Below are 13,871 nucleotides of genomic sequence, written 5' to 3'. Positions count from 1 at the left end.
GACCGAACCGAACCGAATCGGACCGGACCGGATCGGATCGGACCCCACGTCCCTCACTCACGCCTCCCGCAACTCCTTGGCCAGCGCCCCCTCCCCCACCACCTCGACCCGCCCCTGCCGGACGGCATCCCGCAGCCCCAACTCCCCCCGGCCGAGCGCACCGCAGGTGTCCACGCCGTCGAACGACAGCCGTACGTCCGGCTCCGCGGGCGCGGGCCCCTCCCCGTAGACCGGCCCGTCCTCCGGCCCCACCCAAAGATGGAACTCCCCTTCCTCCAGACGGACTTCGACCAGCCCCGCACTCCCGCCCCCAAGCCCCCGCAACAACGGCAGCGCGAACCAGTGCGCCCGCACGGCGTCGGTCGGCCGGCGCTCCCCCAGCGCGGCCTCGCCCCACGCCCCCAACGCCTGCAGCACCGGCAGCAACTCCCGCCCCCGCGCGCTGAGTTCATACACATACGCCGCCCCCGGCGGCGGCAGCCGGCGTCGCGTCGTCAGCCCGTCCCGCTCCATGTCCTTCAGCCGCGAGGCGAGGACGTCCGTACTGACCCCCGGCAGGTCCGCGTGCAGATCCGTGTAGCGCCGCGGCCCGGCCAGCAGTTCGCGCACGATCAGCAGGGTCCAGCGGTCACCGACGAGGTCGAGCGCCCGCGCGGCGGAACAGTACTGGTCGTAGCTTCGACGAGGTGACATGGGACGCAGTCTAGACATGTCGTTGGACTTTCCAAGCGCCTACTTGGTAAAACCAAGCAACACAACGAACCGGAGGGCGAGAGCGCATGGAGTTCCGGCAGTCGAGCAAGCTCAGCGAGGTCTGTTACGAGATCCGCGGCCCCGTGATCGAGCACGCCAACGCACTGGAGGAGGCGGGCCACAGCGTGCTGCGCCTCAACACCGGCAACCCCGCACTCTTCGGCTTCGAGGCGCCGGAGGAGATCATCCAGGACATGATCCGGATGCTCCCGCAGGCCCACGGCTACACGGACTCGCGCGGAGTCCTCTCGGCCCGCCGCGCGGTCGCCCAGCGCTACCAGGACCGGGGTCTCGACGTCGACGTGGACGACGTCTTCCTCGGCAACGGCGTCTCCGAGCTGGTCTCCATGGCCGTACAGGCGCTGATCGAGGACGGCGACGAGATCCTGATCCCGGCCCCCGACTTCCCCCTCTGGACGGCGGTGACCACCCTCGCCGGCGGCAAGGCGGTCCACTACCTCTGCGACGAACAGGCCGACTGGTACCCGGACCTCGACGACATGGCGTCGAAGATCACCGACCGCACCAGGGCCGTCGTCATCATCAACCCGAACAACCCCACCGGCGCGGTCTACCCCAAGGAGATCATCGAGGGCATCCTCGACCTCGCCCGCCGCCATGGCCTGATGGTCTTCGCCGACGAGATCTACGACCAGATCCTGTACGACGACGCCGTCCACCACTCGGCCGCCGCGCTCGCCCCCGACCTGGTCGTCCTCACCTTCTGCGGTCTGTCCAAGACGTACCGCGTCGCGGGCTTCCGCTCCGGCTGGCTGGTCGTCACCGGCCCCAGGCAGCACGCCCGCAACTATCTGGAGGGCCTGACGATGCTGGCCTCCATGCGGCTGTGCGCCAACGCGCCCGCCCAGTACGCCATCCAGGCCGCGCTCGGCGGCCGCCAGTCCATCACCGACCTCACCGCCCCGGGCGGTCGCCTCCACGAACAGCGCAACGTGGTGTGGGAGAAGCTCAACGAGATCCCCGGCGTCTCCTGCGTGAAGCCCAAGGGCGCCCTCTACGCCTTCCCCCGTCTCGACCCCAAGGTCCACAAGATCCACGACGACGAGAAGTTCGTCCTGGACCTGCTCCTGCGGGAGAAGATCCAGGTCGTCCAGGGCACCGGCTTCAACTGGCCCACCCCCGACCACTTCCGCATCCTCACCCTGCCGTACGCGGACGACCTGGACGCGGCGATCAGCAGGATCGGGCGGTTCCTGAGCGGGTACCGGCAGTAGGGGCGGGGCAGTCAGGAGCCGGCCGAGCAGGACTCGGGGGCGGGCCGGTCCTCCCCCGGCTCCCGGCAGTAGACCTCGCAGGTCGCCTGGGCACCGGGCTCCGCCTCCCTGGAAACCTTGAACTCCGGCCGGAAGCCTGCCTTTTCCCCCGCCTCGTACAGGACGGTCGTGGCGTCGTACGTTCGCGCCGTCAGTTTCGCTGTCTCGTCCAAGGCCTTCTCGGCGGCCCCGGCCTGCTGTTGGCTGTAGATGTCCTGATCGGCGCCGGACGGCGTCAGGATCAGGGCATTGCCCTTCTCGGCTCAGGAGAGGGCGACCTCGCACCACACGGTCTTGGTGTACGGGTCTCCCCTGTCGTGCCCCAGTGGCCGGCCAGGCTTCGACGAGGAGGAGGCCCCGCCCGGACTCCGCGTCCGGCGGCGGTGCCGGGAGCGTCGTCAGTGGGAACAGGCAAGGCCCTCGCCTCGCCTTCGGACCGGATCAGTGGTCAGCCTTCGTCTCCTACGCCGCCGGTCGCTGACCTCCGACCACCCGCGCCCCACGTCCGGTTGAGCGCTGGACGCGGGGCGTCGGCACGTCATGGGTAGACCTTCCCCATGACTGACCGACCACTGCTCCTCCTCGACGTCGACGGCCCCCTCAATCCCTTCGGCGCCCGGCTGTGGCGACCGCGTGGCTATGTGACCCGCCGGGTGCACCCCACGAACTGGTCCTCCGGGCAGAAACCGGGGTCGCGGCGGCTGCGCCGGGGCCTGCGGATCCGGCTCAATCCGGCGCACGGGGAGCGACTGCTCGCGCTGCCCTACGAGTTGGCGTGGGCGACGACCTGGATGCACGAGGCCAACGAGATGATCGGGCCGGTGATCGGACTGCCGCGCGACCTGCCGGTCATCGAGTTCGGCAACCTCTTCGCCGAGGACCCGGACGGGCTGTACTGGAAGACCCGGCGGGTCCTGGAGTGGGCCGCGGGCCGGCCGTTCGTCTGGGTCGACGACATGATCACCGACCTCGACGTACGGCATGTGGCCGAGCACCACGACACGGCGGCACTCCTGCTGCGGATCGATCCGCGTCGGGGGCTGCGGGAGGAGGAGTTCACCGAACTGGAGCGGTGGGCCCGTGCCCTGTGAGGCGCGGACGTCGTCGTCGGTGCGCGGCCTCGTAGCCTGGGGGCATGGGTGATCTTCTTCTCGTGCGGCACGGTGAGACCGAGTGGTCGGCGTCCGGGCAGCACACCAGCTGGACCGACATCTCACTGACGGACAACGGCCGTGAGCAGGCGCGCGGCCTCGCCCCGCTGCTCGGCTCGCACCGCATCGGCGCCGCCTTCGTGAGCCCGCTGAAGCGGGCCCGGGAGACCGCCGAGCTGGCCGGGCTCGGCGGGGCGCGCGTCGACCCGGATCTCATCGAGTGGGACTACGGCGGGTACGAGGGGGTCACGACCATCGAGATCCATCGCACCCGACCGGGCTGGTTCCTGTTCACGGACGGGGTCGCACCGGGACCGCCGGAGCATCCCGGGGAGAGCCCGGAGGAGGTCGGGGCGCGCGCCGACCGGGTACTCGCGAGGGCGCACGCGGCGCTGGCGAACACCGAGGGGTGCGTGGTGCTCGTGGCCCATGGGCACTTCCTGCGCGTCCTGACCGCCCGCTATCTCGGGCTGCCCGCCTCCGGCGGGGCGCTGTTCCAACTGGCCACGGGCACGGTCTGCCGCCTCGGCACGGAGCACGGGCGTCCGGTCGTCGCGGGCTGGAATGTCAGACCCTCCTCGTAGTCTTCGAGTGGGTCGATCCAACTTCTCGCGGGGGCGGGTCGGCCATGGCCGGCTCGGGTGAGGGAGGGTGCCGTGACACGACCGCCGACCGCCGCCCAGCGGCGGATCATCGACGCCGCCGAGCCCGTGACCGGACGCCTGGCGGGTACGCCGACGCAGCTCGCGGCGCTGGTGAAGCGGGGCCTGGCCTTCCGGCATCCCCGCCCGCCGCACGACCACTTCCTGACACCGGCCGGGCATCGCGTGCGGGAGACGGTCCAGGCCGAGGAAGGGGCCCCCAAGGAGGACACCGCCCCCGTCTCCGCCCCCACCGAGAGCGGTGTCTTCGCCGCGCGCGTCGGCGGTGAGGAGGCCGCCGCGACGGGGCCGGCCCGCACACGCGAGGTGCACAGCGCCTGGCAGGGACTCCTGGAGTTGCGCCGGATGACCAATCCGGGCGGCGCCACGGACCGCCCGTGCGGATGGGAGCGGGCGCATCTGGTGCGGGCCGCCGCGCTCGCGCTGGAGGCGGCGGGCCACCCACCAGCGGGGGCGGATACGGCGGCGCCGCCGGGCGGCGGCTACCGCGTGCGGGCCACTCCCCAGCCGGAGGCCGTCGCCGTGCGAGAGCCCGACGCGGAGGCGCTGCGGGCCTGCGCGGCGACGCTGGAGCGGGCGGGCTGGCAGGTGGGCGAGCACACGGATCCCCGTACACGGGAGCGGTATCTGCTGGCGTCGCCGAGGCGGACCAGCGGGTGAGCAAGCGCTCAGTAAGCTGATGCGCGTCCTGTTCGCCTCAGATCCTCAGATAGGGGAAGTCATGACCGAGCCGTTTTCCGTTCCGGTGACCGTGCGCGGGTACGAGACCGATGTGCAGGGGCACCTGAACCAGAGCGTGTATCTCCAGTACGGCGAGCACGCGCGGTGGTCGCTGCTGCAGGCCGCCGGGATCCGTCAGGCCGACCTGATGGCGAAGGGGGTCGGGCCCGTGGCGCTGGAGACGACGATCAGCTACCGGCGGGAGCTGCTGGCCGGTGACGAGGTGGAGGTGACGTGTGTGTTCGTGTGGGGCGAGGGCAAGACGTTCCGCATCGAGCAGACCGTACGCAGGACGGATGGCACCGTGGCGGCCGAGATCACCGGCGTCGGCGGGCTGATGGACCTGAAGATCCGCAAACTGGTGGCGGACCCTCGGGAGCACTTCCGGGCGCTGGCGGCGGACCCCACGCTGTTCGGGCTGTGAGGGCAGTCCCCACTGTTCGGGCTGTGAGGGCGGCCCCCGCTGTCCGGGCCGTGAAGGCGGCCCCCACTGTCCGGACCGTGAAGGCAGTCCCCACTGTCCGGACGGCGGGCGTGGGCCCACGGTCCGGACAGCGGGGTCGCGTCACGGCTTGCGGTCCTCGCCGGACGGCCGCACCGCTCAGCCCAGCGGGTTGAGCAGCTCCGGGTCGTTCTCGAAGGCGAAGAGCAGCAGGTCCGTCATGGTGAACCTGCCCTTCCGGTGGGACGGGAGGCTCGGGCGCCAGCCCGGGTGCTTCACGATCGACCTCCGGCTGCCCTCGATCGCACGGTGGAAGACCTCGGCGACGAGGGTGCCGCCGACGCCGGTGAGGCTGCCGGGGCGGGCTTCGTTCACCTCGGCCTCGCGCAGGACGTAGAACCACAGCGGGGTGTGCTCCACGACCTGTGCGCGCTCGGTGTCGGTGAGGCCCTCCAGGACTGCGCCGCCGTTGCCCCGCAGGATCTGGTCCTCCGTCAGCGGCTTGAAGCCCATCTGGGCGGCCAGTTGCGGCCCGGTGGCCAGCTCGACCATCGCGGCCCGCGTGAGGTTGCGGAACGCGAGGTTGCGCTGGATCGGCGGCGGGGCCGGGCGGCCACGACCGTCGAAGGTACCCGTGGGCAGCGTGGTCAGCGGGTCGACGAGCAGGGTGTCGAGCCGCTTGGCCACGTTGAACTCGCCCTCGGGCACGACCAGGTCGTCCCGGCCGATCTCGCCGAAGTCGAACAGCCGGCGGAAGTCGACGATCCAGTTGCTCGGCAGCCGCAGGTTCTCCCCGGAGTTCGGGTCGTCGAGGTCGCTCAGGTCGTCCGGGCCCGGTGTGAGGTTGCCCGCCGTGCCGCTGAACCGGAACAGCAGGCCGAGCGAGGCGATCGGACCGGGTCCGCCCGCGCGGAACACGCTGTTCCACTGGTAGGCCCCGCGCACCATGCTGTGCCCGAGCCGGTAGGCGGCGACCGAGAACTCGATGGGCATCGTCGGCGTGTCGCCGGGGCGGGTGTAACCGGGCCGCTCGAAGTGCTTGCGCCCCCGGGTGAAGACCCGCTCGACGATGTCCGGGTCGACGATGCGCGGCAGGAAGTCGGTGCGCAGCACCCACTGGTAGTGCTTCACGACGATGTCCCGGGCCGCGTGGAACAGCCGGTGCTCGGGCACCCCGCGCTCGGCGAGGAGGTCGACGACGCGGTTGTGGAAGCGGATGAACGCCAGGTGGAGCTGGCCGACGGCCAGGTTCTCGTCGTTGCGCGCGTCCGGGATGAGCGGGGCACGCTGGTCCGCCCGGGTGCCGCCGGCCGCCTCGCCGGCCCTCGGCAGGTCGAAGCCCTCGCGGTCGATGTTGGACGTCGACTCGGGCGGGAAGGGCACCCCGAGCGTCGTGCCCGTCCTCAGGCGGCCGTCGGACTCGTAGAAGCGGGCACTGCCCGCGTGGTGCGGGCCCATGCCGTAGAGCGAGTCCAGGTCGAGGGCCGGGCTGCGCCCCTGCACCAGATCCTCGACCGGGACCGGCTCACCGAGCCCCACCTGGGTGCGGTCCAGGGTCAGGTCGTGGTCGACGAACTGACCGAGGTAGGTGAATCCCGCCGGGATCGATGTCCCGGGCTCCCCCGAGTCGGGGTCGGCGCCGGCCGTGCCCGTGGTCATGGCCTCGGCCAGCTTGCCGCGCAGGGCCTCGTCGAGCTGGACTCCCTTCTCGCCGAACCGGGAGAAGCGGAAGGCCATCTGCTGCTCGGTCGCGCTCGGTACGCGCGCCACCGCCTCGCCCTTCTCGAACTCCAGGATCCGGCCCTCGTCGACGACGTAGTAGGTCTCGCGATGGTGTCGATGCACCATGTGTGTCCCCGTTCTGTCCCCCGGCCTCGCGAACGGTCACCACCGGACTTACCGGTTCTCTCCGTCGGTACCGGCCCCCACCGGACGCGAAGCGATCATTCGGATAAATCCTTGTTTACCGACAACGCGTCGAGGGTGACGAGGGGTTCCCGAACCAGGAAATCTACTCATATCAACGTAGCCTCGGACTGCCGCTCGAAGCTGCCGGCCTCCCGGCCCTGCGAGGCGTTCACCCGGCCCTGAAATCCGGATGCGCCGCCCGTCGGCCCGCCGTCATGATCGCCGCATGTCATCACGCCCGATCAAACCCAGCCTGTACATCTCCGTCGACGTCGAGGCCGACGGACCGATTCCTGGGCCGTACTCGATGCTCAGTTTCGGTGCGGCCGTCGCGGGGCGGCAGGACGCGGACGGTTTCACGGCGGCCGATCCGGAACAGCGCACCTTCTACCGTGAACTGCGGCCCATCAGCGAGGAGTTCGTGCCGGAGGCGCTGGCGGTGAGCGGGCTCGACCGGCAGCGGCTGGCCGAGAAGGGGGCCGAACCGGGGGCCGCGCTGCGCCGCTTCAGCTCCTGGGTGCGCGAGGTCAGCGCCGACGCGCAGCCGGTGATGTGCGGCTACCCGGCCTCGTACGACTGGACCTTCCTGTACTGGTATCTGATCCGCTTCACCGGGGAGAGCCCCTTCGGGCACTCGGGGTGTCTCGACATGAAGACGCTGTACGCGACGAAGGCCGGAATCCCGCTGCGGGCGGTCTCCAAGCGGACGATGCCTCAGCACCTCCTCTCCCGCCGTCGGCACACCCACCACGCCCTGGACGACGCGATCGAGCAGGCGGATCTGCTGGCGAACCTGATGGCCTGGGACGGCCCCGCCGTCTGACGGGGCCGCCGTCTGACGGGGCCGCCGCCTGACGGGGCCGCCGCCTGACGGGGCCGCCGCCTGACGGGGCCGCCGCCTGACGGGGCCGCCGCCTGACGGGGCCGCCGCCTGACGGGGCCGCCGCCTGACGGGGCCGGGACGCTCGCGTCCGGCCCACCGGCCGACGGTAGGCTGACGCGGCGGAAGGAGCCATTCACGCCGGGTTCTCCCCCGTGTGGCCCTGTGTCTGCGCACAAGTGAGGTTTCGGCGGGTATTCCTCCCACGGCGTACCCCCCACCGCACCCCGGAGACACCATGCCGCTCGCCCGCCGTGCCCTGCTCGCCGCCTTCGCCGCCGGTTCCGCCGCCGCCTGCACCTCGGCGCGCGCGATCCCCTCGGACGACGCTCCCCGCACCGACAATGCTCTGCGCACGGCCTCGTCGGCGGCCCGGAGACTGTTGCCGAACCACTGGCGGCAGATCACGTTCACCGAAGGGAAGGAACGGGACACCTTCCGCGTCTCGGGAAGCGCCGGGCACATCGCCGTCGCCGGAGACACCCCGGCGACCCAACTCACCGGCCTGAACTGGTACTTGAGGCACATCGCGTACGCCGAGATCAACTGGGCGGGCGAGCAGACGAACCTCCTGCCGCGCCAGTTGCCGGGCCTCGACGGGACGATCAGCCGCCGGGCGAACGTCACCCACCGCTTCGCCCTCAACGACACCAACGACGGCTACACCGGCGCGTACCTCGACTGGACGTACTGGGAGCGCGAGCTGGACGTGCTGGCGCTGCACGGCTACAACGAGGTCCTCGTCTACGCGGGCGCGGACGCGCTGTACCACCGGGTGTTCCAGGAGTTCGGGTACGGGGAGGAGGAGCTGCGGGGGTGGATCCCGGGCCCGGCCCATCAGCCGTGGTGGCTGCTGCAGAACCTGTCCGCCTTCCCCTCCCCCGTCTCCTCCCAGCTCCTGGACGCGCGGGCCGTCCTCGGCCGCCGGATCGCCGACCGGGCGCGTGAGCTGGGGATGACGCCGGTGTTCCCCGGCTACTTCGGGACGGTCCCGGCCGGTTTCGCGGAGCGCGTTCCGGGGGCGCGGACCGTGCCGCAGGGCGACTGGATGGGCTTCGCGCGCCCCGACTGGCTGGACCCGCGCACGGACGAATTCGCGCGGGTGGCGGCGGCCTTCTACCGGGTGCAGGACGAGATGTTCGGCCCGTCGACCCTGTACAAGATGGACCTGCTGCACGAGGGCGGCGACCCGGGTGACGTGCCGGTCGCCGATGCGGCGAAGGGCGTCGAGCGGGCGCTCCAGCGGTCCCACCCGGGGGCCACCTGGGTGATCCTCGGCTGGCAGCACAACCCGCCGCGCGCGATCGTCGACGCCGTCGACAAGACGCGCATGCTCGTCGTCGACGGACTCTCCGACCGTTTCCCCACGGTCACCGACCGCGAGGCCGACTGGGGCGACACCCCGTACGCCTTCGGGTCGATCTGGAACTTCGGCGGCCACACCACGCTCGGCGCGAACACCCCCGACTGGGCCGCGCTGTACGAGAAGTGGCGTACCGAGGACGGCAGTCGGCTGCACGGGATCGCCCTGATGCCGGAGGCTGCGGACAACAACCCGGCCGCCTTCGCCCTGTTCTCCGAACTCGCCTGGCGGGAAGGCGAGTTGGACCTCAAGCGCTGGTTCGCGGAGTGGGCGCACGCCCGGTACGGGGCCGGCGATCCGCATGCCGAGGCCGCCTGGGACATCCTGCGCCGCACCGCGTACGGCACCACCCGCGCCGACTCGTGGAGCGAGGGCGCCGACGGCCTCTTCGGCGCCCGCCCGGCCCTGAACGTCGTACGGGCCGGCCGCTGGTCACCGAAGCAACTCCGCTACAGCGCCGCCGACTTCGAGCCCGCGCTCGGTGAACTGCTGCAGGTACGAGCCGAGCTGCGAGCGTCGTCGGCCTATCGTCGCGACCTCCTCGACGTGGCCCGTCAGGCGCTCTCCAACCGCAGCCGGGTGATGCTGCCCCACATCAAGGCGGCGTACGACGACGGCGACGAGGCCCGCTTCGCGGAGTTGAGCGGTGACTGGCTCTCGCTCATGGACCTGCTGGACGAGCTGATGGCCACCGACTCCCGTCACCTGCTGGGCCGTTGGGTCGCCGACGCCCGCTCCTGGGGTGCGGGTGCCGCCGAGCGGGACCAGTTGGCGTACGACAATCTGTCGCTGCTGACCGTGTGGGGAACACGGAAGGGCGCGGACGCGGGGCTGCGGGACTACGCCAACCGGGAGTGGGCGGGGCTGGTCGGCGGGCTGTACCGGCTGCGCTGGTCGACGTACTTCGAGGAGCTGAGGGTCGCGCTGGCGGCGGGCCGCGCGCCCGCGAAGATCGACTGGTTCGCCCTGGAGGACCGCTGGGCGCGGAACCCGGGCCCGCTCGCCACCGAGCCGACCGGGGACACGTACACGGTCGCCGCACAGGTGCGGGACCGGCTCACAGCGCTCTCCTGACGGATCACAGCCCCCTGCCACGGCACCCTCACGCCTTTCCCAGTCGGTCGCGCGAACCTCAACTACCTTCAACTCCCTTTACAGCGCGCCTACTTGGAGATCACACGTGTCGTTGCCGCCCACCCGAGCCACAGCACACCGTCCAGCGTCACACCATCCGGCGTCACACCGTCCGGCCTCCCGCCGTCTGCTGCTGACTGAAGTCCACGGCTCTGGTCGAGGGCCGTCCCCCTCGACCAGAGTTCAGCGGGTCACGCCTCGGCGGCGATCCGTGCCAGGCGCCGGGCCTCGTCCCTCGTGGAGCGGGCGATCGCGTCCTCGTCGACGTGCAGCAGGCGGCCGTTCTCCACGATCTGCCGGCCGTTCACGAACGACGCCGTCACCGGGGCGGCCGCGCCGAAGACCAGGGCGGTCACCGGGTCGGCGATCGACGCGTGGGCGAGGGTGTCGAGCTTCCAGAGGACGAGGTCGGCGAGCTTGCCGCTCTCCAGCGAGCCGATCTCGCCCGCCCGGCCCAGGACCTGGGCGCCGCCGAAGGTGCCGAGGCGCAGTGCCTGACGGGCGTTGAGAGCCGCTTCGCGGTGGGCGCCGAGCCGGTTGATGAGGAGCGCGTTGCGCAGCTCGGTGTGGAGTTCGCCGGACTCGTTGGACGCGGTGCCGTCGACGCCGAGACCGACCGGGACACCGGCGGCCAGCATGTCCGGGACGCGCGCGATCCCCGCCGCCAGCCGGGCGTTGGACGACGGACAGTGGGCGACCCCCGTCCTCGTACGGGCGAAGGCCTCGATGTCGGAGTCGTTCATGTGGACGCAGTGGGCCATCCACACGTCCTCGCCGAGCCAGCCCGTCGACTCGAAGTAGTCGGTGGGGCCCATGCCGAACAACTCGTGGCAGAACTTCTCCTCCTCGACGGTCTCCGAGCCATGGGTGTGCAGCCGCACACCGAGGCGGCGGGCCAACTCGGCGCCCTGGCGGAGCAGTTCGGTGGAGACGGAGAACGGCGAGCAGGGGGCGACGGCGATCTGGGTCATCGCGCCGAAGGAGGCGTCGTGGTGCTTGCCGACCGTCTCCTCGGTGGCGGCGAGCGCGCCCTCCAGGGTCTCGACGGCGAAGTCCGGGGGCAGTCCGCCGTCCTTCTCGCTGCGGTCCATGGAGCCGCGGGCGAGTGTGAAGCGGACGCCCATCTCGCTCGCCGCCCGGATGATGGAGCCCGACAGGTCGCCGGAGCCCTTCGGGAAGACGTAGTGATGGTCCATGGCCGTGGTCACGCCACCGCGGGCCATCATGCCGAGCGAGCCCTGGGCCGCCGCGTACGTCATGCGCTCGTCGATGCGGGCCCAGGTCGGGTAGAGCGCGACGAGCCAGTCGAAGAGGTTGTGGTCCGTGGCCAGGCCCCGGGTGATCCACTGGTAGAAGTGGTGGTGGGTGTTGACCAGACCGGGGGTCACGAGGTGCCCGCTCGCGTCGATCCGGCGTACGACGTCCGTCAGACCCTCGGGGGCCCTGCCCTCGCCGACCGACTCGATGACGTTGTCCGCCACGACCACATGACCGGACGCGTACTCGGTGTCCCGCGCGTCCACGGTCGCGATCGCCGCGTTCTCGATGACGAGGCGCTGGGTTGCTGCCATGGTCCGTCCTTCAGAGGTCACTTCAGAGGTCACTTCAGAGGTCACTTCAGAGGTTGGTGAGGTCCGCCGGGATCTTCGCTTCGCACCCGTCCCGCAGGACGGTGGCCTCGATCAGGCCGTAGGGGCGGTCGGCGGCGAAGTACACGGCTCCGTCGGCGGTGTCGTTCTTGAGCCCGAACGGCGCCAGGTCCACCAGGAAGTGGTGCTTGTTCGGGAGGGAGAAGCGGACCTCGTCGATCTCGTCGCGGTGGTCGATGATCCGCGCGCCCATCTGGTACAGGGTCTGCTGGAGCGAGAGCGAGTACGTCTCCGCGAAGGCCTGGAGCAGGTGCTTCCTCACCTGCTCGTAGGACGCCTCCCAGTCGGGCATCCGCCGCTCGTCGTCGGTCCAGTTGAAGCGCCAGCGGCCGGAGACGTCGGTGGCGAGGATGCGGTCGTGCGCCTCGGGCAGGGTCGTGTACTTGTCCTTGACGTAACCCCAGAACTCGGAGTCCGTCGAGTTCATGACGGTGAGGTCCTTGAGGCCGGAGACGACCTCCCACGACGAGCCGTCGTACGTGATCTGGGCCAGCCGGGTCTCCTGGCCCTTGCGGACGAAGGAGTGCGCGCCCTCACCGGAGTGCTCGATGCGCTCCCAGGAGTACTCCTCGACGCGGATGCGGGCCCGGTGGATGGCCGGCTGGGAGGTCACGAAGTGCCGGGCGAGATGGATGCCGAACTGCTCGGCGGACTCGATGCCGTGCTCCTTGGCGAAGGCGTACACCGTGTTCTTGGTGGTGTCCGTCGGCAGGACGCTGGCGTTGGAGCCGGAGAGGTGGACCTCGTCCATGTCGCCGCTCAGCGACACGGACACGTTCAGGTCCTTGATGTGGTGGGTGGCGCCGTCCCGCGTGATCTTGACGACCCGGTTCTCGGCCTTGCCGTACTGGTTCTGTCCCAACACCGGGCGGGCAGGGCGGGAATTGTCGGCCATGGGTGCTAGCTCCCTCGGTATACGGAGTAGCCGAACGGGTTGAGCAGCAGCGGTACGTGGTAGTGCTCGCCGGGGTTCACGGCGAAGGTGATCGCCACCTCCGGGAAGAACACGGCACCGCTGTCCCGATTCGCGGGGGCGTCCTGCTGCGCATCGGCTTGCTTCTTCACGGTCCTTGCGAGGTAGGGCTCGACCTCGAAGTCGAGCCGTACGTGGGTGGTGCCCTCCGGCAGGGCCGGCAGGTCCTTGCACCGGCCGTCGGCGTCGGTCGCCGAGCCGCCGAGCGCCTGCCAGTCCGCGCCGCGACCCGAGCGGGCGGCGAGGCGGACGGCGACGCCCTCGGCGGGGCGGCCGACGGTGGTGTCCAGGATGTGCGTGGACACCGAGGCGGTCGTGGGGGTGCTCATGATCGGGCTTCCTCTTCCACTTCGACGAGCCGGGCCAGGCGGATGCGGTTGATCTTGCCCAGTTCGGTGCGGACGATCTCGCGTTCCCGTTCCGGCGCGTTGCCGATCCGCTCCCTGACCGCGTCGCGCATCTGCTCGCCGGTACGGCCGGTGGCGCAGATCAGGAACACATGGCCGAACTTCTCCTGGTAGGCCAGGTTCAGTTCGAGCATCTCCGCCTTGAGCTCGTCGGAGGCGCCGGCCATACCGCGCTGCTCACGGGCCGAGGTCGGGTCGCCCGGCTTCGGTCGGCCGATCGGCGGATGTCCGGCCATCGCCTCCGCCAGATCCCCATCGGTCAGCTCGGCCATGGCGGCGTCACTGGCCGCGAAGAGCTCCTCGACGGTGGCGTACGGGCGGCCGACGAGGAGCCTGCGCCCCCACTCCGCCGAGGCGCACGCCTCGTGGAGCGCCGCGGTGGCCGCGTGCTCCTCCAGGGTGTTGAAACGGGCGAGGCCCGGTGTCGAAGAACGCGAAGTCACGGGAGCCTCCGTGGCCGTGGTGCTGGACTGACTACGGCAAGCTAACGCCGCGCGACGACACCACGTCAACAGTTTGTTGAAAAATCGCGGTTACGTCGAGGGGCGGGAGGGC

14 protein-coding genes are annotated in these 13,871 nt (G+C 70.9%); 7 read left to right on the top strand and 7 right to left on the bottom strand.

All coding sequences use genetic code 11. The annotated features are described in order from the left end of the window. Positions 1 to 57: 57 nt before the first annotated feature. The gene (locus OG202_RS39065) at positions 58 to 693 is read right to left on the bottom strand and encodes a winged helix-turn-helix transcriptional regulator (RefSeq protein WP_327727108.1); all 636 of its coding nucleotides are present in this window, start codon (positions 691 to 693) and stop codon (positions 58 to 60) included. A gap of 86 nt (positions 694 to 779) precedes the next feature. Here OG202_RS39065 and OG202_RS39060 point away from each other — a divergent pair, with 86 nt between their 5' ends. After that, on the top strand, positions 780 to 1,988 hold the full coding sequence (locus OG202_RS39060; RefSeq protein ID WP_326575132.1) for a pyridoxal phosphate-dependent aminotransferase: 1,209 nt from the start codon (positions 780 to 782) through the stop codon (positions 1,986 to 1,988). Between the two features lie 11 nt (positions 1,989 to 1,999). Here the strand turns inward: OG202_RS39060 and OG202_RS39055 are convergent, their stop codons facing one another. Beyond that, positions 2,000 to 2,200 (bottom strand): hypothetical protein, encoded by a 201-nt coding sequence (locus OG202_RS39055; protein ID WP_326575134.1) that lies wholly within the window; start codon positions 2,198 to 2,200, stop codon positions 2,000 to 2,002. Between the two features lie 384 nt (positions 2,201 to 2,584). Between OG202_RS39055 and OG202_RS39050 the strand changes: the two genes are divergently transcribed. The 4 genes from OG202_RS39050 (at position 2,585) to OG202_RS39035 (ending at position 4,984) form a co-directional block, all read left to right on the top strand. Next, positions 2,585 to 3,118 carry an HAD domain-containing protein gene (locus OG202_RS39050; protein ID WP_328224297.1) on the top strand — a complete coding sequence of 178 codons (534 nt, stop codon included), beginning with the start codon at positions 2,585 to 2,587 and terminating at the stop codon, positions 3,116 to 3,118. Positions 3,119 to 3,162: 44 nt separating this feature from the next. Then, positions 3,163 to 3,762, top strand: a complete 600-nt coding sequence (locus OG202_RS39045) for a histidine phosphatase family protein (RefSeq protein ID WP_327727110.1) — start codon at positions 3,163 to 3,165, stop codon at positions 3,760 to 3,762. Between the two features lie 72 nt (positions 3,763 to 3,834). After that, positions 3,835 to 4,500, top strand: a complete 666-nt coding sequence (locus OG202_RS39040) for a hypothetical protein (protein WP_326575140.1) — start codon at positions 3,835 to 3,837, stop codon at positions 4,498 to 4,500. A gap of 61 nt (positions 4,501 to 4,561) precedes the next feature. Next, positions 4,562 to 4,984, top strand: coding sequence for an acyl-CoA thioesterase (locus tag OG202_RS39035; protein ID WP_327727111.1), 423 nt, complete (start codon positions 4,562 to 4,564; stop codon positions 4,982 to 4,984). Between the two features lie 177 nt (positions 4,985 to 5,161). Here the strand turns inward: OG202_RS39035 and OG202_RS39030 are convergent, their stop codons facing one another. After that, on the bottom strand, positions 5,162 to 6,850 hold the full coding sequence (locus OG202_RS39030; protein ID WP_326575144.1) for a peroxidase family protein: 1,689 nt from the start codon (positions 6,848 to 6,850) through the stop codon (positions 5,162 to 5,164). A gap of 286 nt (positions 6,851 to 7,136) precedes the next feature. Here OG202_RS39030 and OG202_RS39025 point away from each other — a divergent pair, with 286 nt between their 5' ends. Continuing rightward, a complete protein-coding gene (locus tag OG202_RS39025) occupies positions 7,137 to 7,733 on the top strand; it encodes a 3'-5' exoribonuclease domain-containing protein (protein WP_326575146.1) in 597 nt (198 codons plus the stop codon). A 295-nt stretch (positions 7,734 to 8,028) separates the two neighbouring features. Further along, entirely contained in the window at positions 8,029 to 10,227 is a 2,199-nt protein-coding gene (locus tag OG202_RS39020; protein ID WP_328224296.1) for an alpha-N-acetylglucosaminidase, read from the top strand. Positions 10,228 to 10,478: 251 nt separating this feature from the next. Here OG202_RS39020 and OG202_RS39015 read toward each other — a convergent pair whose 3' ends face one another. From OG202_RS39015 to uraD, 4 genes are read right to left on the bottom strand one after another with little or no spacing between them, the layout of a single operon-like run. After that, a complete protein-coding gene (locus tag OG202_RS39015; RefSeq protein WP_326575150.1) occupies positions 10,479 to 11,858 on the bottom strand; it encodes an 8-oxoguanine deaminase in 1,380 nt (459 codons plus the stop codon). A 46-nt stretch (positions 11,859 to 11,904) separates the two neighbouring features. Beyond that, complete coding sequence (gene pucL, locus OG202_RS39010) at positions 11,905 to 12,831, bottom strand: factor-independent urate hydroxylase (RefSeq protein ID WP_326575152.1); 927 nt, start codon at positions 12,829 to 12,831, stop codon at positions 11,905 to 11,907. 5 nt (positions 12,832 to 12,836) lie between these two features. Beyond that, complete coding sequence (gene uraH / locus OG202_RS39005; protein WP_326575155.1) at positions 12,837 to 13,238, bottom strand: hydroxyisourate hydrolase; 402 nt, start codon at positions 13,236 to 13,238, stop codon at positions 12,837 to 12,839. Further along, on the bottom strand, positions 13,235 to 13,759 hold the full coding sequence (uraD, locus tag OG202_RS39000) for a 2-oxo-4-hydroxy-4-carboxy-5-ureidoimidazoline decarboxylase (protein WP_327727114.1): 525 nt from the start codon (positions 13,757 to 13,759) through the stop codon (positions 13,235 to 13,237). The genes uraH and uraD overlap by 4 nt, the downstream gene beginning before the upstream one ends. Between the last annotated feature and the right edge of the window lie 112 nt (positions 13,760 to 13,871).

This window comes from Streptomyces sp. NBC_00310 (genome assembly GCF_036208085.1).
Classification (GTDB): domain Bacteria; phylum Actinomycetota; class Actinomycetes; order Streptomycetales; family Streptomycetaceae; genus Streptomyces.
The sequence above is the reverse complement of the archived record's forward strand: the minus strand, read 5'-3'. Positions and strand labels throughout refer to the sequence as shown.